This is a genomic window from Micromonospora sp. NPDC007230 (assembly GCF_042869115.1).
Lineage (GTDB): Bacteria > Actinomycetota > Actinomycetes > Mycobacteriales > Micromonosporaceae > Micromonospora.
This window is the reverse complement of record NZ_JBIAFE010000031.1, coordinates 19,439-36,990: the sequence shown is the minus strand read 5'-3', so window position 1 is coordinate 36,990 and position 17,552 is coordinate 19,439. Positions and strand designations below refer to the sequence as shown.

General features: G+C 72.6%; 18 protein-coding genes and 1 riboswitch. Of the genes, 4 read left to right on the top strand and 14 right to left on the bottom strand.

What is annotated here, in order from left to right; all coding sequences use genetic code 11:
• The first annotated feature begins 17 nt into the window (after positions 1-17).
• On the top strand, positions 18-791 hold the full coding sequence (locus tag ACFYML_RS31730; protein ID WP_387424125.1) for a GNAT family N-acetyltransferase: 774 nt from the start codon (positions 18-20) through the stop codon (positions 789-791).
• Between the two features lie 158 nt (positions 792-949).
• A complete protein-coding gene (locus tag ACFYML_RS31725; protein ID WP_387424124.1) occupies positions 950-2,524 on the top strand; it encodes a VWA domain-containing protein in 1,575 nt (524 codons plus the stop codon).
• A 46-nt stretch (positions 2,525-2,570) separates the two neighbouring features.
• Here ACFYML_RS31725 and def read toward each other — a convergent pair whose 3' ends face one another.
• Both def and ACFYML_RS31715 read right to left on the bottom strand, forming a co-directional pair.
• Positions 2,571-3,080, bottom strand: coding sequence for a peptide deformylase (gene def / locus ACFYML_RS31720; protein WP_387424123.1), 510 nt, complete (start codon positions 3,078-3,080; stop codon positions 2,571-2,573).
• 10 nt (positions 3,081-3,090) lie between these two features.
• Positions 3,091-3,603 carry a MarR family winged helix-turn-helix transcriptional regulator gene (locus ACFYML_RS31715; RefSeq protein ID WP_387424122.1) on the bottom strand — a complete coding sequence of 171 codons (513 nt, stop codon included), beginning with the start codon at positions 3,601-3,603 and terminating at the stop codon, positions 3,091-3,093.
• Between the two features lie 51 nt (positions 3,604-3,654).
• Between ACFYML_RS31715 and pip the strand changes: the two genes are divergently transcribed.
• Complete coding sequence (gene pip, locus ACFYML_RS31710) at positions 3,655-4,602, top strand: prolyl aminopeptidase (protein WP_387424121.1); 948 nt, start codon at positions 3,655-3,657, stop codon at positions 4,600-4,602.
• Positions 4,603-4,654: 52 nt separating this feature from the next.
• On the opposite strand, the gene ACFYML_RS31705 is transcribed toward pip, so the two are convergent.
• Positions 4,655-5,836 carry a chorismate-binding protein gene (locus ACFYML_RS31705; protein WP_387424120.1) on the bottom strand — a complete coding sequence of 394 codons (1,182 nt, stop codon included), beginning with the start codon at positions 5,834-5,836 and terminating at the stop codon, positions 4,655-4,657.
• Between the two features lie 123 nt (positions 5,837-5,959).
• Between ACFYML_RS31705 and ACFYML_RS31700 the strand changes: the two genes are divergently transcribed.
• The gene (locus ACFYML_RS31700) at positions 5,960-6,160 is read left to right on the top strand and encodes a DUF5999 family protein (protein ID WP_073833165.1); all 201 of its coding nucleotides are present in this window, start codon (positions 5,960-5,962) and stop codon (positions 6,158-6,160) included.
• Between the two features lie 85 nt (positions 6,161-6,245).
• Here ACFYML_RS31700 and gcvP read toward each other — a convergent pair whose 3' ends face one another.
• From gcvP to ACFYML_RS31645, 11 genes are all read right to left on the bottom strand, one after another.
• Complete coding sequence (gene gcvP / locus ACFYML_RS31695) at positions 6,246-9,065, bottom strand: aminomethyl-transferring glycine dehydrogenase (RefSeq protein WP_387424119.1); 2,820 nt, start codon at positions 9,063-9,065, stop codon at positions 6,246-6,248.
• A gap of 73 nt (positions 9,066-9,138) precedes the next feature.
• Positions 9,139-9,238, bottom strand: a riboswitch (glycine riboswitch).
• Positions 9,239-9,301: 63 nt separating this feature from the next.
• Positions 9,302-10,165 carry an NAD-dependent protein deacetylase gene (locus tag ACFYML_RS31690; RefSeq protein WP_387424118.1) on the bottom strand — a complete coding sequence of 288 codons (864 nt, stop codon included), beginning with the start codon at positions 10,163-10,165 and terminating at the stop codon, positions 9,302-9,304.
• 198 nt (positions 10,166-10,363) lie between these two features.
• A complete protein-coding gene (locus tag ACFYML_RS31685; protein WP_387424117.1) occupies positions 10,364-11,107 on the bottom strand; it encodes a cell division protein DivIVA in 744 nt (247 codons plus the stop codon).
• 108 nt (positions 11,108-11,215) lie between these two features.
• On the bottom strand, positions 11,216-12,382 hold the full coding sequence (locus tag ACFYML_RS31680; protein WP_387424116.1) for a globin domain-containing protein: 1,167 nt from the start codon (positions 12,380-12,382) through the stop codon (positions 11,216-11,218).
• A 2-nt stretch (positions 12,383-12,384) separates the two neighbouring features.
• Positions 12,385-12,780, bottom strand: a complete 396-nt coding sequence (locus ACFYML_RS31675; RefSeq protein ID WP_387279128.1) for a group 1 truncated hemoglobin — start codon at positions 12,778-12,780, stop codon at positions 12,385-12,387.
• Between the two features lie 505 nt (positions 12,781-13,285).
• A complete protein-coding gene (locus ACFYML_RS31670) occupies positions 13,286-13,879 on the bottom strand; it encodes a MerR family transcriptional regulator (protein WP_387424114.1) in 594 nt (197 codons plus the stop codon).
• Between the two features lie 214 nt (positions 13,880-14,093).
• Entirely contained in the window at positions 14,094-14,558 is a 465-nt protein-coding gene (locus ACFYML_RS31665; protein WP_073833177.1) for a bifunctional nuclease family protein, read from the bottom strand.
• Between the two features lie 211 nt (positions 14,559-14,769).
• Positions 14,770-15,471, bottom strand: coding sequence for a MerR family transcriptional regulator (locus ACFYML_RS31660; protein ID WP_387424113.1), 702 nt, complete (start codon positions 15,469-15,471; stop codon positions 14,770-14,772).
• Between the two features lie 50 nt (positions 15,472-15,521).
• Positions 15,522-15,974 (bottom strand): FHA domain-containing protein, encoded by a 453-nt coding sequence (locus tag ACFYML_RS31655; RefSeq protein ID WP_007071101.1) that lies wholly within the window; start codon positions 15,972-15,974, stop codon positions 15,522-15,524.
• 217 nt (positions 15,975-16,191) lie between these two features.
• Positions 16,192-16,572 (bottom strand): glycine cleavage system protein GcvH, encoded by a 381-nt coding sequence (gene gcvH / locus ACFYML_RS31650; RefSeq protein ID WP_357438583.1) that lies wholly within the window; start codon positions 16,570-16,572, stop codon positions 16,192-16,194.
• 57 nt (positions 16,573-16,629) lie between these two features.
• A complete protein-coding gene (locus ACFYML_RS31645; protein WP_387424176.1) occupies positions 16,630-17,547 on the bottom strand; it encodes a DUF881 domain-containing protein in 918 nt (305 codons plus the stop codon).
• Positions 17,548-17,552: the final 5 nt, after the last annotated feature.

The window sequence follows — 17,552 nt, the reverse complement described above, 5'->3', positions numbered from 1 at the left end:
CGTGTGATCATCGGCGGATGCCCGTACGCGCCGAACACGACCGGACCGTCCTGGCCGACCTGCTGGGCCGGGACCCCGTGCTGCACGCCTACCAGCTGGGCGACCTGGACGACTTCTTCTGGCCCTACACGTCGTGGTACCGCCGGGGCGACCAGGTGGCGTTGCTCTACCACGGCGTCGACCTGCCGACGCTGCTGGCGTTCACCACACCGGAGCGGACCGGGGAGCTGGCGGCGCTGCTGGGCGAGCTCGCGCCGGTGCTGCCGGCCCGGCTCTGGGCGCACCTCTCCCCCGGTCTGGACGCCACCGTCGCCCGCTGGTACGAGGTGTCCGACGCCGCCGTGCACCACCGGATGGCGTTGACCGACCCGGACCGGCTGGCCCGGGCCACCGCCGCCGGGGAGGTGCTCGACCGGTCCGACCTGCCGGCGCTGCTCGACCTCTACGCGGTCGCCTATCCGGGCAACTGGTTCGACCCGCGGATGCTGGACACCGGCCAGTACGTGGGGATCCGGGAGGCCGGCGAGCTGGTCACCGTCGCCGGGGTGCACGTCTGGTCCCCCACCTGGCGGGTGGCCGCCCTGGGCAACGTCACCACCCACCCACGGGCCCGCGGCCGCGGCCTGGCCGGCGCCGCCGTGGCCGCGCTCTGCGCCCGGCTGCGGACCCGCGTCGAGCATGTGACGCTCAACGTCCGGGCCGACAACACCGCCGCCGTGCGCCTCTACGAGCGGCTCGGTTTCACCCGGGTCGCCGACTTCACCGAGTGCGCGCTGCGCCGCCGCCCGTGACGGCGCGGCCGGCCAGTCTGCCCTGTCCAGCCGCCACGCCGGGTCAACAACCCGACGCTGACCTGGGCATGTGTCGGACCGGCCGGGGTCGGCCGGGCCCCTAGCGTCTGCTTCGAGGCCGCGTCCGGGGCGGGCGCGGCGGAGTCGAAGGAGACACGATGGGTTTGACAGCAGTGGCCCGCGGGCGCGCCAGGGGGGTGACCGTCGCCGCCGTGGCCGCGATGGTGACCGCGGTGGCGGCCCCCGCCTGGGCGGCCCCGGGGGTCGACCCGGGCACGGTGGACCGGTCCGCCGATCCGGGCGCGACGATCCCGATCAGCAAGGTGGTCTCGACGCCGCCGATCCCGCCGAAGCCCGACGTGGTGCTGCTGGTCGACACGACCGGCAGCATGGGCCCGGCGATCGCCAACGTCCGGACCAACCTCCAGCAGGTGATCACCAACGTCCGCACCGCACAGCCCAGCGCCGAGTTCGCGGTCGCCTCCTACCGGGACGAGGGTGACGGGCCGGAGCTGTTCCGGGTCCGGCAGGACCTCACCGCCGACGCCACCGCCCTGCAGACCGCCGTGGACGGGCTGGCCGCCGGCGGCGGTGGCGACACCCCGGAGGCGTGGGTGAACGCCCTGTTCCAGGTCTCCGACGGCGCGATCGCCTACCGGTCGGGCAGCAGCCGGATCGTGGTGCTGGTCGGTGACGCTCCCAGCCACGACCCCAGCGCCGGACACACCCTCGCGCAGGCCACCGCCGCGCTGCAGGCCGACGCCGCCCGGCTGCTCGCCGTCAACGTCAGCGGCGGGGGCGGCGGGCTGGACGCCGCCGGCCAGGCCAGCAGCGTGGCCGCGGCCACCGGCGGCCAGGTCGTCGGCAGCGCCCCGGACACGGTGACCGCGGCCATCCTGAACGGGCTGCGGAACCTGGACGTCACCGTCACCCCGAGCGTGACCTCCTGCGACCCGGGCCTGTCGGTGAGCTTCGACGCCGCGTCGCGGACCCAGCAGAGCGGCAGCGACGTGCCGTTCGCCGAGACCATCACGGTGGCCGGGAACGCCGCCCAGGGCGCCACCCTGCACTGCACGGTGGACTTCCTGCTCAACGGACTCTCCGGCGGGCCGGAGTTCGTCGAGCACATCAGCGTGAAGGTCAACGACGTCACCCCGCCGACGGTGGTCGTCGACGACCGGACGGTCGAGGCGACCAGCCCCGCCGGCGCGGTGATCAACTACCCGGCCAGCGCGACCGACAACGTCGACGGGCCGCTGACCCCGACGTGCGCGCCGCCGCCCGGCAGCACCTTCCCGCTGGGCGCCAGCACGGTCACCTGCACCGCCACCGACGCGGCCGGCAACACCGGCAGCGACACCGCGGTGATGCGGGTGGTGGACACCACCGCCCCGACCACGCGGTGCGTGCCGACGAACAACCCGAGCGGCGGAAACGTTCCGGGCTCCTACAACCCGGACGGGTTCTACCAGCTGACCGCCACCGACGTGGTGGACACGAAGGTGGACGTGTACATCGGGGACGCCGCCGATCCGTCGGTGAAGTTCGGGCCGTTCCCCGCCGGCACGAAGATCAAGCTGGTGCAGGCGCCGGGGGCGCAGTCCCGGGTCAAGGACGGCACCGGCGACATCGACTACAAGGTCACGCTGCGCGGCGACGCGGCGATCACCGGCGTCGACGACGCCGGGAACACCTCGACCGCGACCTGCCTGGTGGCCCCGCCGCCGAAGTGAGCCGGTGAGCGGACGCGGGGGTGGCCGGACGGCCACCCCCGCGTCGTCACAGCCCCCGACTGGGCGAGTCGAACCGCCCGGCCCGGATCTCCCGCAACGCCCGGCGGCGGGTGTCGCCGCGCAGCGTGTCCACGTAAAGGCGGCCGTGCAGGTGGTCGGTCTCGTGCTGCAGGGCCCGGGCCAGGAACCCGCTGCCGGAGATGGTCAGCGGCTGGCCGTGCTGGTCGAAGCCGTGCGCGGTGGCGTGCATCGCCCGCGCGGTCGGGAAGTACAGCCCGGGGATGGACAGGCAGCCCTCGTCGTCGTCCTGCAACTCCGTGGACAGCTCCAGCCTCGGGTTGATCAGGTGGCCGCGGTGGCCGTCGGCGTCGTAGACGAACACCTGCGCGCTCACCCCGATCTGCGGGGCGGCCACCCCGGCGCGGCCGGGCGCGCCGAGCAGCGTGTCCATCAGATCCTGCACGAGCGCGCGCAGCTCGGCGTCGAAGCTGGTCACCGGCTCGCACGGGGTACGCAGCACGGGGTCGCCGATGATCCGGATCGGGCGCATAGTCATGCCCGGAAGGCTAACCGCCCGTTACCTCTCCGGTCGCGCCCACCCGCCCAGCCGGCCAGCCGGTGTCGGCGATGCGCTCGCGCAGCGGGCGGCGGCGCAGCGCCGCGAGGACCGCGTACAGCTCGTCGGCCAGGGGTACGGGCAGTTCGGCGTCGAGCCGCCGCATGGCGGTGGTGGTGGCCGCCCATTCGGCCTCGATGACGGGCAGCAGGGCGCGGGCCCGGTCGGTGAGGGTGACGATGCGCTGCCGGGCGTCGGCGCCGGGGGTGAGGGTGACCAGGCCGGCGCGGCTCATCTGGGCGACGGTCTGGCTGGCCGCGGAGTGGGTGACCCCGACCCGGGCGGCGAGGTCGCGGATGGGCAGCGGCCCGTCGGCGACCAGCACCCGCACCAGCGGCGAGTACCGGGGCCGGTAGTCGGCCAGGTCCAGGTCGCCGTAGACGGCGGCGACGTCGCCGTCGAGCAGCTCGAGGACGTGGCGCAGCAGGGTGCCGAGCGCCTCGCGGTCGGGGGTGGCGGTCACGTCCGCTAATGTAACAGCGCTGTTGTATCTGGGCCTCGGGAGGGGAACCGCATGTATCCGGAGATCGAGCCGTACGCGCACGGCCTGCTCGACGTCGGCGACGGCCAGCACGTCTACTGGGAGACCTGCGGCAACCCCGACGGCCGCCCCGCCCTGGTGGTGCACGGCGGCCCCGGCTCCGGCGCCACCGCGTCCTGGCGGCGGCTGTTCGACCCGGCCGCCTACCGGATCATCCTGTTCGACCAGCGCGGCTGCGGGCGCAGCACCCCGCACGCCAGCGACCCGGCCGTGGACCTGTCGGTCAACACCACCGCCCACCTGCTCGCCGACATGCAACGGCTGCGCGAGCACCTCGACGTCGACCGGTGGCTGCTGTGCGGCGCCTCCTGGGGCTCGTCGCTGTCGCTGGCGTACGCCCAGCGCCATCCGGAGCGGGTCACCGCGCTGGTGCTGTTCAGCGTGGTCGCCAACACCCGCCGCGAGATCGACTGGGTGACCAGGGACATGGGCCGGATCTTCCCGCAGGAGTGGGCCCGGTTCCGGGACGGGGTGCCCGAGGCGGACCGGGACGGCGACCTGTCCGCCGCGTACGCCCGCCTGGTCAACGACCCGGACCCGGCCGTGCGGGAGCAGGCCGAGCGTGACTGGTGCGCCTGGGAGGACGTGCACGTCTCCCTCGCCGGCGGCTTCACGCCCAGCCCCCGCTACGCCGACCCGGTGTTCCGGGCGTGCTTCGTCCGGATCGTGACCCACTACTGGAGCAACCTCGGCTTCCTGCCCGACGGACAGCTGCTGCGCGACGCCGGGAAGCTCGCCGGCATCCCGGGTGTGCTGGTGCAGGGCCGCCTCGACGTCAGCGGCCCACCGGACATCGCCTGGCAGCTCACCCGCGACTGGCCGGACGCCCGGCTGGAGATCGTGGAGTCCGGCGGCCACGGCAGCGGCCACGGCGTGGGCGAGCGGGTGGTGGCGGCCCTGGACGCCTTCGCCCGCGCCTGACCGGCCCTGCCCGAGGGCGCGCACCCGCAGCCGGATGCCGCGCGGCGGGGCGTCAGCCGGCGGCGAGCAGCGCGCGCACCGGGGCGGCCTTCGCGGCCGCCTCGGCGACCTCGGCCACCGGGTCGCTGCCCCAGGTGATGCCGCCGCCGGCCCACAGGTGCAGCCGTTCGGCGTCGGCCGCGGCGGTGCGGATGGTCAGCCCCAGGTCGAGCCGGTCGGGTCCGACCCAGCCGAGGGCGCCCATGCCGGCGCCCCGCCCGACGGGTTCCAGGGCCGCGATCCGGTCCAGCGCGGCGAGTTTCGGGGCGCCGGTCACCGACCCGCCGGGGCAGACCGCGCGCAGCAGGTCGGCCAGGCCCAGCCCGTCGGCGGGCGCGGCGGACACCGTCGACTCCGCCTGCCACAGGTCGCACCACCGGCGAACGGCGAACAGCTCCTCGACGCGCACCGAGCCGGTGCGGGCCACCCGGGCCAGGTCGTTGCGTTCCAGGTCGACGATCATCACGTGCTCGGCGCGTTCCTTGGCGGAGGCGAGCAGCTCACGGCGCCCGGCGGGGGTGGCCGGCCGGGTGCCCTTGATCGGCCGGGTGACCAACCGGCCGTGCTCGAGGGCGACCAGCGTCTCCGGGGAGGCGCAGCCGACCGCCCAGCCGAACCCGGACAGGGTGCCGCCGTAGCGGGCGCCGGGCAGGGCGGCCAGCCGGGCCAGGGCGGGCAGCGGGTCCCCGGCGTACGGGGCGGCGGCGTGGCCGACGAGGTTGACCTGGTACACGTCGCCGCGGCCGATGGCGGCGCGCACCGCGGCCACGGCGTTCTCGTGCTCGCGGGGTGTCCAGCTGTCCCGCCAGTCCCCCAGCCACCAGCCGCCGCCGGCGGGGCGGGCGGGCGGCCTTCGCGCGTGGCCGTAGACGACCACCACCAGGTCCGGCAGCGCCGGTACGGGGCTGGGCGCCCCCGGCGCGCCGCCGGCGATCAGCGCCCCGGCGGCGGCGGACAGGTACAGGGCGGCGCCGCACACCCCGGTCGGGTCGTGCCTGCCGGGGCGGGCCAGGTCGTGCCGGGCGATCCCGTGGGCGGCGAGGAACTCCTGCGCCAGCACGGCGGGGTCGCCGCCGTCGGCGGGGTGCCACTGCAGCCGGGCCCGTTCCACGAGCCGGTCCCGGCATCCGGCGGTCGCGCCGGGCACGTCGACACGTGAAAGCGCTTCCACGCCGAATGGCTTGTTGCCACTCATCCGTTCAGCCGATTTCGGGTGAACAAGACGGAAGCCTGCTCGATAGCGCGCGCTTCCGCTTGGTACTGTGCGTCACTGGTCATGTGAACCATGACACAGCGCCCCCACAGCCCGGAGAACCCGATGTGCCAGCACCAACCCACCTGCCCCTCCGCCGAGGCGACCGACCGCGAAGCCGCCCGCGTCCTCGCCTGCTTCCGTGAACAGGGCTGGAGCCTGCTCTGCAACGGAGTCATCGTCTTCGAGGACACCGGCGAACTGCTCCCCGACGGCAGCACCATCGCCCCGCACCGCGGCCCCGCCCGACACGCCCTCGTCGCCTGATCGATCACGCTCCGTCAGGAGCGTACGCGTCGACCCGTCGACGCACCGGCCGGGGCGGCGAACCGCACCGCCCCGGCGTCACCCGTCAGCTCTCGAACGCCTCCGGCGACGGGCACGAGCAGACCAGATTCCGGTCGCCGTACGCCCCGTCGATCCGCCGCACCGGCGGCCAGTACTTCCCCGCCCGGTCCACGCCAGCCGGGTACGCCCCCACCGACCGCGGGTACGGGTGCGGCCACTCGTCCGCCGACACCATCGCCGCCGTGTGCGGGGCGTTGCACAACGGATTGTCCCCGGCCGGCCACTCGCCCGAGGCCACCTTGTCGATCTCCGCCCGGATCGCGATCATCGCGTCGCAGAACCGGTCCAGCTCGGCCAGGTCCTCACTCTCGGTCGGCTCCACCATCAGCGTCCCCGCCACCGGGAACGACATCGTCGGCGCGTGGAACCCGTAGTCGATCAGCCGCTTCGCCACGTCGTCGACGCTCACCCCGGTCGCCTTGGTCAACGGCCGCAGGTCCAGGATGCACTCGTGCGCCACCAGGCCCTTGTTGCCGGCGTACAGCACCGGGAAATGGTTCCGCAGCCGCGCCGCCACGTAGTTCGCCGCCAACACCGCCACCCCGGTCGCCCGGGCCAGGCCCCCGGCCCCCATCATCCGCAGGTACGCCCACGGGATCGGCAGGATCCCCGCCGACCCGAACCGGGCGGCCGAGATCGCCGGCCGGCCCTCCTGCGCCACCCCGAACGGGTCGCCGGGCAGGAACGGCGCCAGGTGCGCCCGCACCGCCACCGGCCCCACACCCGGCCCACCACCGCCGTGCGGGATGCAGAACGTCTTGTGCAGGTTCAGGTGCGACACGTCCGCCCCGAACCGGCCCGGCTTGGCGAACCCGACCAGGGCGTTGAGGTTCGCCCCGTCGACGTACACCTGGCCGCCGGCGTCGTGCACCTTCGCACACAACTGCCCGATGCCCGTCTCGTACACCCCGTGCGTCGACGGGTACGTCACCATGATCGCGGCCAGCGCGTCCCGATGCTTGTCGATCTTCGCGTCGAGGTCGACCAGGTCGACGTTGCCGTCCACGTCGCAGGCCACCACGACCACCCGCATCCCGGCCATCACCGCCGACGCCGCGTTGGTGCCGTGCGCCGACGACGGGATCAGGCACACGTCCCGGTGCCCCTGCCCCCGCTGCCGGTGGTACGCCCGGATCGCCAGCAGCCCCGCCAGCTCACCCTGCGAGCCGGCGTTGGGCTGCACGCTGACCGCGTCGTACCCGGTCACCTCCGCCAGCCAGTCCTCCAACTGGCCGATCAGCTCCCGGTACCCGGCGGTCTGCTCCGCCGGCGCGAACGGGTGCAGGTGCGCGAACTCCGGCCAGGTGACCGCCTCCATCTCGGTGGTGGCGTTCAGCTTCATCGTGCACGACCCCAGCGGGATCATGCCCCGGTCCAGCGCGTAGTCGAAGTCCGACAGCCGCCGCAGGTACCGCAGCATCGCCGTCTCCGAGTGGTGGCTGCGGAACACCGGGTGGGTGAGGAAGTCCGACGTGCGCGCCAGCCCCTGCGGCAGCGCCGCACCGCCGGCGCCGTCGAAGGCGGGCACCCCGAAGGCCGCCCACACCGCCGCCAGGTGCGCGAGGGTCGTCGTCTCGTCGCAGGCGATCCCCACCCGGTCGGCGTCGACCAGCCGCAGGTTCACGTTCCGCCGCGCCGCGGCGGCGACCACCTCGGCGGCCCGCCCCGGCACCGTCGCGGTGACCGTGTCGAAGAACGCCACGTCCGCGACCTGCACGCCGCCGGCCCGCAGCCCGGCCGCCAGCCGCGCCGCCATCTCATGGGTACGCCGGGCGATCGCCCGCAGCCCGTCCGGGCCGTGGTAGACCGCGTACATCCCGGCCATCACCGCCAGCAGCACCTGCGCGGTACAGATGTTGCTGGTCGCCTTCTCCCGCCGGATGTGCTGCTCGCGGGTCTGCAACGCCAGCCGGTACGCCGGGTTCCCGTCGACGTCCTTCGACACCCCGACGAGCCGGCCGGGCAGCATCCGCTCCAGGCCCGCCCGGACCGCCAGGTAGCCGGCGTGCGGCCCACCGAAGCCCATCGGCACCCCGAACCGCTGCGTGGTGCCGGCGGCGATGTCGGCGCCGATCTCCCCCGGCGGACGCAGCAGCGTCAACGCCAGCAGGTCCGCCGCCACACACACCAACGCCCCGACCCGGTGCGCCGCCGCCACCAGGCCGGTGTGGTCCCGGACCGCCCCGGACGCGCCCGGGTACTGCAGGTGCAGGCCGAAGAACTCACCGGGCAACTCGTCCCGCTCGACGTCGAGCACCCGCACGTCGATGCCGAGCGGCTCCGCCCGGCCGGTGATCACCGCGATGGTCTGCGGCAGGGTGTCGGCGTCCACCACGTACACCGGGCTCTTGCTCCTGGACGCCCGGCGGGCCAGGGTCATCGCCTCGGCCGCCGCGGTGCCCTCGTCGAGCATCGACGCGTTCGCGGTGGCCAACCCGGTCAAATCGGTGACCATGGTCTGGAAGTTCAGCAGCGCCTCCAGCCGGCCCTGACTGATCTCCGGCTGGTACGGCGTGTACGCCGTGTACCAGGCCGGGCTCTCCAGCACGTTGCGGCGGATCACCGCCGGAGTGTGGGTGCCGTGATAGCCCAGACCGATCATCGACACCGCGACGGTGTTGCGGGCGGCCAGGGCGCGCAGCTCGGCGATCGCCTCCCGTTCACTGGCCGCGGCCGGCAGGTCCAGGGTGCCGTGCCAGCGGATCACCTCGGGGATCGCGGCGTCCATCAGCTCGTCGATGGAGCTGTAGCCGACGGTCTCCAGCATCCGGCGCTCGTCGCCGGGGTCGGGGCCGATGTGCCGGTCGGCGAACTGCTCTGTCATGCGCGGCGCTCCTTGTCGGGGCGAGGTCGACGGATCGGCCTCCCCCTGAGTCGCGCTGACGCGCTCCACAGTGCCTGCCCACGTGGTCCTTTTGCCTGAGAGGTTCCGGGGAGGAATCTGCCCCTTCGGCGCCGTCCGGGTGGTTTCCGGGCGGTCTCTCCCGCGTGGGTGGTACCGGCATGGTCAACGCTACCAGCGACCGGGTTTCCGGCTCATCTCCGACCCTGCCGGCCGCCCTACACCACGGCCGGCTCCCCGGCGACGCCGCTCACGGCGGGCGCCCCGAACCGGTCGGCCAGCGCCGGCAGCACCTCACCCAGCGGCCGGTCCACCCGCACGGTGGCGTGCCCGTCGCCGCGGGTCGGCCCCTGGTTGACGATGGCCACCGGGATGCCCAGCTTCGCCGCCCGGATCACGAACCGCCGCCCGGACATCACCGTCAACGACGAGCCGAGCACCAGCAGCGCCCGAGCCCGCTCGACCAGGGCGAAACAATCGGCGACCCGGGAGGCCGGCACGGTCTCGCCGAAAAACACCACGTCCGGTTTCAGCATGCCGGTGCCGCAGACACCGCAGTCGAGGGTGCGGAACCCGGCCACCGCCCCGTCGGGCAGGTCGACGTCACCGTCAGGGTTGACGTGGGCGACCTGCGCGGCGAAGCCCGGGTTCGCCTCCCGCAGCCGCCGGTCCAGCTCCTCCCGGGAGGTCAGGTTGCCGCAGTCCAGGCAGACCACCTCGTCGAGCCGGCCGTGCAGCTCGACCACCCCGCTGCTGCCGGCGGCGGTGTGCAGCCCGTCCACGTTCTGGGTGATGATCCCGCCGACCAGGCCCGCCTGCTGCAACCGGGCCACCGCCCGATGCCCGACGTTCGGGGCGGCCCGCGCGATCAACCGCCACCCCAGGTGGCTGCGCGCCCAGTACCGCCGCCGCGCGTCCGGGTCCCCGGTGAATGCCTGGTACGTCATCGGGGTGTGCCGGCGGGCGGCGCCGCCGGGCCCCCGGTAGTCCGGGATGCCCGACTCGGTGGACAACCCGGCGCCGCTGAGCACCACGACGTCCCCGGCGCCGACCAGCCGGGCCAACACGTCGATCTCCGTCACCCGTCCATGCTGCCTCAGGCGCCGCTCCGGCTCCCACCGGGTGACCGCCCTCACCCGCCCAGGCGACGACCCCCACCGGCGGGACCCGCCCACGCCCGAGGGGCGGCAGGCGGTGCGGCTCACCCCGGCAGCCGACCAGGTGGCATCGTCGCGGCGGTCCCGGGTCGGCCCACCGGCGTGGCGGGCCGACCTCGGAGATCAGCGCTGCTGGTGGCGGGGCGGCAACGCCACCCGCACCCGGCCGCCGCCCACCGGCGCGGTGCCCACCTGAGCGCCACCGCCGACCGGCATGCCGGCGGCCGCCGGAGCCCCGGTGACCTCCGCGGCGATCCGCTCCATGGTCCGCGCCAGCTGCTCACTGCCGTCGTCGAGGTGCCGGGCCGCCGCCTGCATGTGCGAGATCATCATCTCGCCGAAGATCCGCAGCGCCTCCCGCGTCGCCACGGAGTCGTCGAAGCTCGCGCCGGCGTTGCTGCGGTAGTCCGCCACCGCCCGCTCGGCCTCCTGCTTCGCCTCCTCCGCCGCCGCCCGCATGTAGCTCTCGTACTGCATGCGCGCGTACTCGGCCACTCGCTGGGCGTAGTCGTGCGCCTGCGCGATGATCTGCTCGGCCTCCCGCTGCGCAGCCGACAGCAGGTTGACCTCCTTCGCCGCGGGCAGCTTCGCCGCCGTCCCCGTGCTCGGGATCACCCCGTGCCGGTGCAGCTCCAGGTGGTCGTTGAGCCGCTCGTTCTCCGCCCGCAGGTTCGCCACCTGCGTCGCCAGCACATCCAGCTCGTCGGCCACCTGCATCCGGAACCGGTCCACGTCCGTGGGCTCGTACCCACGGCGGGTGAACGACGCCGCGCCGAACTCCCACCGCCGCACCCGGTCCGAGGTCAACCGGACCTGCACGCTGGAGACCTGGCCCCCGTCATACCTGCTGATCGGGGTTGCGCTCACCGGGCGCCCCTTTCGTTCGCGACTGCGGGCCTCGCAAGCTCACTCCTCGCGCTCACCCGGCTCCCCTTTCGTTCGCGACTGCGGGGCTCGCAAGCTCACTCCTCGCGCTCACCGGACACCTCCGGAATCGTCAGAGTCGGTCGCGGTCCGCCACGTCGGCCCGTACCAGTGCTTGCCGAAACCCTCATGGTGCAGCTGACCCTGGTGGTAGCCCGCCCTGGTCAACGTCGTCACCGAATGATTGACCATCTCGTCCGAGCCGCAGATGTACACGTGCCGGGACCGCCAATCCCCGTCGGCCAGCGCCCGATCCACCACGTGCCCGAACTCCCCCGGCCGCTGAAGGTCCATCCCCACCACGTAGGTGACCGCCAACCACGGATACGACGCCGCCAGCTTCTCGATCGCCTCGTTGTCGTAGAACTCGCCAGGCGACCGGGCCCCCACATACAGATCGACCCGGCGACGGGACCCCTCCGCCGCGACCTGCTCCACCAGGGACTTCAGCGGGGCCCAGCCGGTGCCGCTGCCCAGCAGCAGCAGATCGGAGGTGCCGGCCGGCCACAGCGTCAACCGATCCCCCACCGGGGCGGCCAGGTGGACCTGGTCACCCACCGCGCACCCGTACACCAGCCGCGACGACACCGCGCCGCCCGGCGCCGCGCGCACGTGCAGCTCCAGCGTGCCGTCCGCCCGGGGCGCGTTCGCCGGCGAGTAGTACCGCCACGCCCGCACCGCCGGATGGGACACCCCGATCGACTGGCCCGGCGCGAACGGCAGCAGGTACTGCGGACGCAGCGTCAGCACCGCCAGATCGAACGCCCGCCGCTCATGCCCGAGAACCTCGGCCACCCACCACGGCGGGTTCACCGCCTCGGCCGCCTGCGCCGCATCGATCATCACCTGCGACACCAGCCCGTACGCGGCCGTCCAGTCCTGCGCCAGCTCGTCGGTCCACGCCTCGCCGAGGAAATGCTGCAACGTCGCCACCAGCGCCTCACCGACCGCCGGGTAGTGCTCCGGGCGCACCGCGAACTTGCGGTGGTCGGCGCCGAGATCCTGCAGGAACCCGACCAGGCTGTCGACCTGGTCCACGTGGGACACGATGTGCCCCAACGCGGTCACCAGCCGATCCCGCTGCCCGGCCATGTTCGTGGGGAACATCTGCCGGGTCTCCGGATGGGACAGGAACAACATGGAATAGAAATAGAGCGGCACCTGGTCGCCGTGCGCGGCGACCAGGGACCAACTCTGCTTCAGTCGTGCCGCATCCACACTCAGACGCCCGTTCCGCTTCCCTGGGCCACCACCTGGTCCTGCACCTTCTCCAGGACGACCTGCACGTAGCCGATGATGTCGCCCGGCACGCCCAGCTCCGTCAGCGTCGCCGTCAGGTGCTCACCGACCTTGACGTAGTGCGCCACCGGGATGTTCAACGGCTGGTGCACCTCGGCCAGCTCGCGGCCCTCGTACTCGTTCGGTCCGCCGAGCACCACGGTGAGCATCAACGCGAGGTGCCGCCGCTGCTCGGCCATGTTGAGCTCGGTGAAGTAGCCGGCCAGCTCCGGGTCGGCGAGCACCTTGTCGTAGAACAGGGCCACCGCCGCCTTGACCGAACTGGCGCCGCCAATCCGCTCGTAGTGGGACGGCGCGGTCTCTTCAATAACCGTCACGGTCGTTCCTTCCAGGGTGAAAGGCCGCGCGACTCGGCGCGGAGGGGCAACCGGTCGGCTGGCGGGAGGTGCCGTAACGTTCAGTGCCAGCGCGACCGTGTGGGACCTTAGCGCGCCATCCGGATAAAGGCACGGCCGGCCTATCAGATTTTTGACAACCGCCGACCGGCCAGCGTCGTCATCAGCCGGAAGGACGTTTCATCGTCCGGCCCACCCAGCAGTGACAGTGCGTCACCGGCGGTGGACCTGTCCACGTGACACCCTCCACCCTGGACCGCTCCCACCAGCAACCACCGCGCCCGGCCGGCGACGGGCCGTGACCACCGCAGACGTCATCCGGCACGGCACCCAGTCGCGCCGGGCCACCGGTCCCACCCATCGGACCAGCCCGGCCAACCACCAGCCGGCCCGACACCCAGCGCAATAAAGGATCGCGTCGGGCTCCAGCCACGACGCGATCCCACACACCGGCCCCGACGGGAATCCCCGCCGACGGACCGCCAGCTCAGCCCGCCCGACGACGCGCCCGACGTGCCGCCAACTCGTCACCCACCGAGTCCGTCGACGGCGACTCCGCCGGCTCCTCGCCAGCACGACCCGACGAATCCGCCGGCTCCGCCGGAAGCGTCGACAACGACCCCTGGATCTCCTTGAACGCGCCACCGATCGCGATGCCGAACACCCCCTGGCCGCCCTGCAGCAGGTCGACCACCTCCTCCGGCGACCGGCACTCGTACACCGACGTCCCATCGGAGATCAACGTGATGCCCGCCAGGTCCTCCACCCCACGCGACCGCAACGCCTCGATCGCCCTACGGATGTTCTGCAACGACACCCCGGCGTCCAACAGCCGCTTCACGACCTTCAACACCACCAGGTCGCGGAAGGAGTACAACCGGGACGTCCCCGACCCCGACGCGTCCCGCACGCTCGGCACCACCAAGCCCGTACGAGCCCAGTAGTCCAACTGCCGGTAACTGATGCCCACCGCGTGACACGCCGTCACGCCCCGGTAGCCCACCTCGCCGTCACCGCCCGGCGCGGGCGCCACACCCGCCTGCTGCTCCGTACCCGGACCAGGATCTCGCGGCTCGTGCATCCGGACAACCTCCCCGCCCGTGCGGTGACACGCCGCCTCTCCGCGCACGTGCACCCCTCGACACCGCAACCCTATCGCCGCACCAAGGAGTTACCACGCACGAACCACCGCGACACGCCGCGCAACCACCAGGAAGATCACCCACAGCAAGAGACGCTCACCCACCGTGACACCGGTGCGCCAGGCGACCGAACCCACCGGGGCCGGCCAGCAGTCAGCCCGCGAAATCCTCCGGCCGCACCTGCTCCAGGAACTCCCGGAACTTCTCCACCTCGTCCTCCTGCTCGTCCGGGATCACGATCCCCGCCTCACTGAGGACCTGCTCCGCACAACGAATCGGAGCCCCCACCCGCAACGCCAACGCGATGGAGTCACTCGGCCGCGCCGACACCCGCACCCCGTCACCGATCAACAGATCGGCGTAGAAGACGTTCTCCTTCAACTCGGTGATCTCCACCGCCCGCAACGGCGCCTGCAACGCCGCCAACACGTCCCGCAAAAGATCATGCGTCAACGGCCGCGCCGGCTTGACCCCCTGCTGCTCGTAGGCGATCGCCGTCGCCTCGACCGCGCCGATCCAGATCGGCAGATAGCGGTCCCCCTCGACCTCCCGCAGCAGGACGATCGGCTGGTTGCTGGGCAGCTCCACCCGAACTCCGACCACGCTCAGCTCGCGCACCGCCGCCTCCGTGTCGTTGTCACCTACGCCCGCACCGCGCCCTTCCCTGCACGGTACACGGACCGCGACACGAGAGTCCCGTGCGCTACGTGCACCACGCCTCGCCAGAACGGGTTACCCCGGCAAGCCTACGACACGCTTCCCGAGCCAGATCTTTCCGCGCCCACCGACAGCAGAGGCCGGGCGCCCCCACGACACCCGGCCCCACACCTCACCGACCCAACGTCGACCGCAGCCCCACCCGCACCAACGCCGCGTGCAACTGCTGCGACAACGCCACCAACTCCCGCGCCGTCTCCGCCGCCCGCGCCCGCGCCGCCGGATCACTCTGCCGCGCCAACGGCGCCACCAACTGCGCGAACAGACCAACCTCCCGATCCGCCGCCGTCCGATACCCACGCAGATGCCGCGGCTCCAACCCGTACGCCGCCAACCCCGCCACCGCCCGCGCGATGATCAACGCATCCGAGTCGTACCAACCCGGCGGATCCGACACCAGCACACCGAGCCGCTCCAACTCGGCCAACGTCGACTCGTCGACACCACTACGGGAGATCAGATCCGCCCGCCCCAGCCGCACTTCCGACGACTCGGCGGACTCCGCCCCCTCCCGACCCGGGACCTCACCACCGGGACCGACCGCCACCAACGCCGGCCGCTGCCGCCCCGGCGCCGCACCCGACGCGTCCCACTCCGCCAACTGATCACGGATCACCCGCAACGGCAGATACTGGTCCCGCTGCGCGGTCAACACGAACCGCAACCGCGCCACATCGTCCCAGCTGTACTTCCGATACCCCGCCGGCGTCCGCTGCGGCTCCACCAGGCCCTCGGCCTCCAGAAACCGCAACTTCGAGATGGTGACGTCCGGGAACTCCGCCCGCAACTGCGCCAACACCTCACCGATACTCATCAGCGGTGTGGCACGCGCCGCCCCGGACGGCGTCGAAGCCGCAGGCCCGTTCACCCCCGGCCGGCCTCCTCCTCCGGACGCGGACCGGCGATGAACACCACCCGGAACTTACCGATCTGCACCTCGTCACCATTGCTCAACGTGGCCGCCTCGACCCGCTCCCGATTCACGTACGTGCCGTTCAGACTGCCCACGTCCCGCACCGTGAACGTGCCACCGTCCCGGTGGAACTCGGCGTGCCGCCGCGACACCGTCACGTCATCGAGGAAAATGTCACTGTCCGGGTGCCGCCCACTCGTCGTCACATCGTGATCCAACAAGAACCGGGCACCCGCATTCGGACCGCGACGAACCACCAAAAGCGCCATCCCCGGCGGCAACGAACCGGACATCCGGCTCGGCACCACATCGGTGTCCGGACCCTCCAGCACTTCGTCGAGCGAACCGAGATTGAGCGTCGAAGTGACGTCGAGCGGGGGGAACTCGTCGTCTGGGCGCGTCATGGGGACCACCTCACGGATCTGTTCGGTCGGCGTCGGGGTAATGGCGGGTCTGGCCGCCGGGCAGTCACACACCCGGCGGCTGGCTCCCCGTGCCCGGGAAGGCGCATTCCACAACGCTCAACTATCGGCTTTTCGGTCGACTGGGCGAGCCTAGCCAGCGCCGAAATACAGGGCAACCGGACGCGCGGAGAACCAACCCCGCCGCCGGCAACGACAATCAGCTCTCAGTGAGCTCGCGGTACGCGGCAGCGGTCAACAAACCCTCGACCACCGCCGGATCATCCGCGGTGATCTCCACCAACCACCCCGCACCGTACGGGTCCGTGTTGATCACCTCAGGCGTGTCGGTCAACGCCTCGTTGCGCGCCGACACCGTGCCACTCACCGGCGCGTAGATCTCCGACACACTCTTGGTCGACTCGATCTCACCCAGCGACTCACCCGCCGCCACCACCGCACCCTCGTCCGGCAACTGGACGAACACGATGTCACCCAGGGCGTCCTGAGCGAAGTGCGTGATACCGACCCGGACGGCACCGCCGTCACCACCCGCCACCCACTCGTGCTCGGCGGTATACCGCAGATCCTCAGGAATCACCAGCTGCGTCCTTCATCATCGGTGCACCGGGGGGAAAACCGGCGCGGCCCCGACCGGTCAGGAAACCGGCCGGGCGTGTTCCAGCTTGATCGGCGCGTGCAACTGCGAAACCTCCGCAGCCTCACGATCCTCAACGATCACGTTACCGCCGGCATCCGTCACCGATGCGACCACCCCGCCGGGAATGTTCAACGCGGTACGCATCGTCGCCGGATCACCGATCACCAGGACCGTGTACGGACCGCTCAACCGCCGCCCGTCCACCAGCAGGCCACCACTCTGCCCGTCCACGAAATAGGTCGACGCGATGATCCGCACCGCCGTCCCGTCCGCCCCGGCGATCTGCATGGCCTCCGCGCCCGCACCCCGCAACTCCTGCACCGCGTCCAGGATCCGCGCCGGCGCCAACGCCTTCTCGCCACCCTCGAACCGCACCGACAGGCCCGGCCCCACCGCCGGCAACGTACCCGCCAGGATGCCCAGCTCGTCCGCCCGCCGCGTCGCCTCCTCCAACGCCGCCGCCCGGCCCTGCTCACCCGAGCGCAACTGCCGCTGGCTCTCCTCCAACGCCGCGATGTCCTGCCGCAGCCGCCGCTCCCGCGAATCCAGATCCGACGAGATCCGGACCAGGTCCTCCTCCCGCGTCGCCGCCAGCGTCGGATCCGTCGACGTCGTCTTCAACTGCACCACCAGGGTGAACCCCAGCAACGCCAGCAGCACCGCGATCATCGCCCCCGCCGACGTCAACCGCCGCGACACCGACTTCGCCGTCGCCGAACCGTCCGGCGCGTCACCCGCCGGCTCACCCGCCGGCGGGTCCTCCGCCTCCCGCTCCGCCGGCGCCAACGGGCTCAACTCGTCCGGATCCGGCGCGTCCGGGCGCGGATCCGGCTCACTCGCCGGACCCGGCGGCCGCGCCGGCTTCTCCGGCTCCGGCCAACCCGTGCCCGTCTCCCGGTGCTCCTCGCTCATCACCACAA

What these genes read in the sequence shown, in the direction of transcription:
- ACFYML_RS31670 (WP_387424114.1), bottom strand. Translation starts at nt 13,879, where the DNA reads ATGCACGAGCCGCGAGATCCTGGTCCGGGTACGGAGCAGCAGGCGGGT.
- def (WP_387424123.1), bottom strand. Translation starts at nt 3,080, where the DNA reads ATGACTATGCGCCCGATCCGGATCATCGGCGACCCCGTGCTGCGTACC.
- gcvP (WP_387424119.1), bottom strand. Translation starts at nt 9,065, where the DNA reads ATGACAGAGCAGTTCGCCGACCGGCACATCGGCCCCGACCCCGGCGAC.
- ACFYML_RS31725 (WP_387424124.1), top strand. Translation starts at nt 950, where the DNA reads ATGGGTTTGACAGCAGTGGCCCGCGGGCGCGCCAGGGGGGTGACCGTC.
- ACFYML_RS31705 (WP_387424120.1), bottom strand. Translation starts at nt 5,836, where the DNA reads ATGAGTGGCAACAAGCCATTCGGCGTGGAAGCGCTTTCACGTGTCGAC.
- ACFYML_RS31660 (WP_387424113.1), bottom strand. Translation starts at nt 15,471, where the DNA reads ATGAGTATCGGTGAGGTGTTGGCGCAGTTGCGGGCGGAGTTCCCGGAC.
- ACFYML_RS31700 (WP_073833165.1), top strand. Translation starts at nt 5,960, where the DNA reads ATGTGCCAGCACCAACCCACCTGCCCCTCCGCCGAGGCGACCGACCGC.
- pip (WP_387424121.1), top strand. Translation starts at nt 3,655, where the DNA reads ATGTATCCGGAGATCGAGCCGTACGCGCACGGCCTGCTCGACGTCGGC.
- ACFYML_RS31655 (WP_007071101.1), bottom strand. Translation starts at nt 15,974, where the DNA reads ATGACGCGCCCAGACGACGAGTTCCCCCCGCTCGACGTCACTTCGACG.
- ACFYML_RS31730 (WP_387424125.1), top strand. Translation starts at nt 18, where the DNA reads ATGCCCGTACGCGCCGAACACGACCGGACCGTCCTGGCCGACCTGCTG.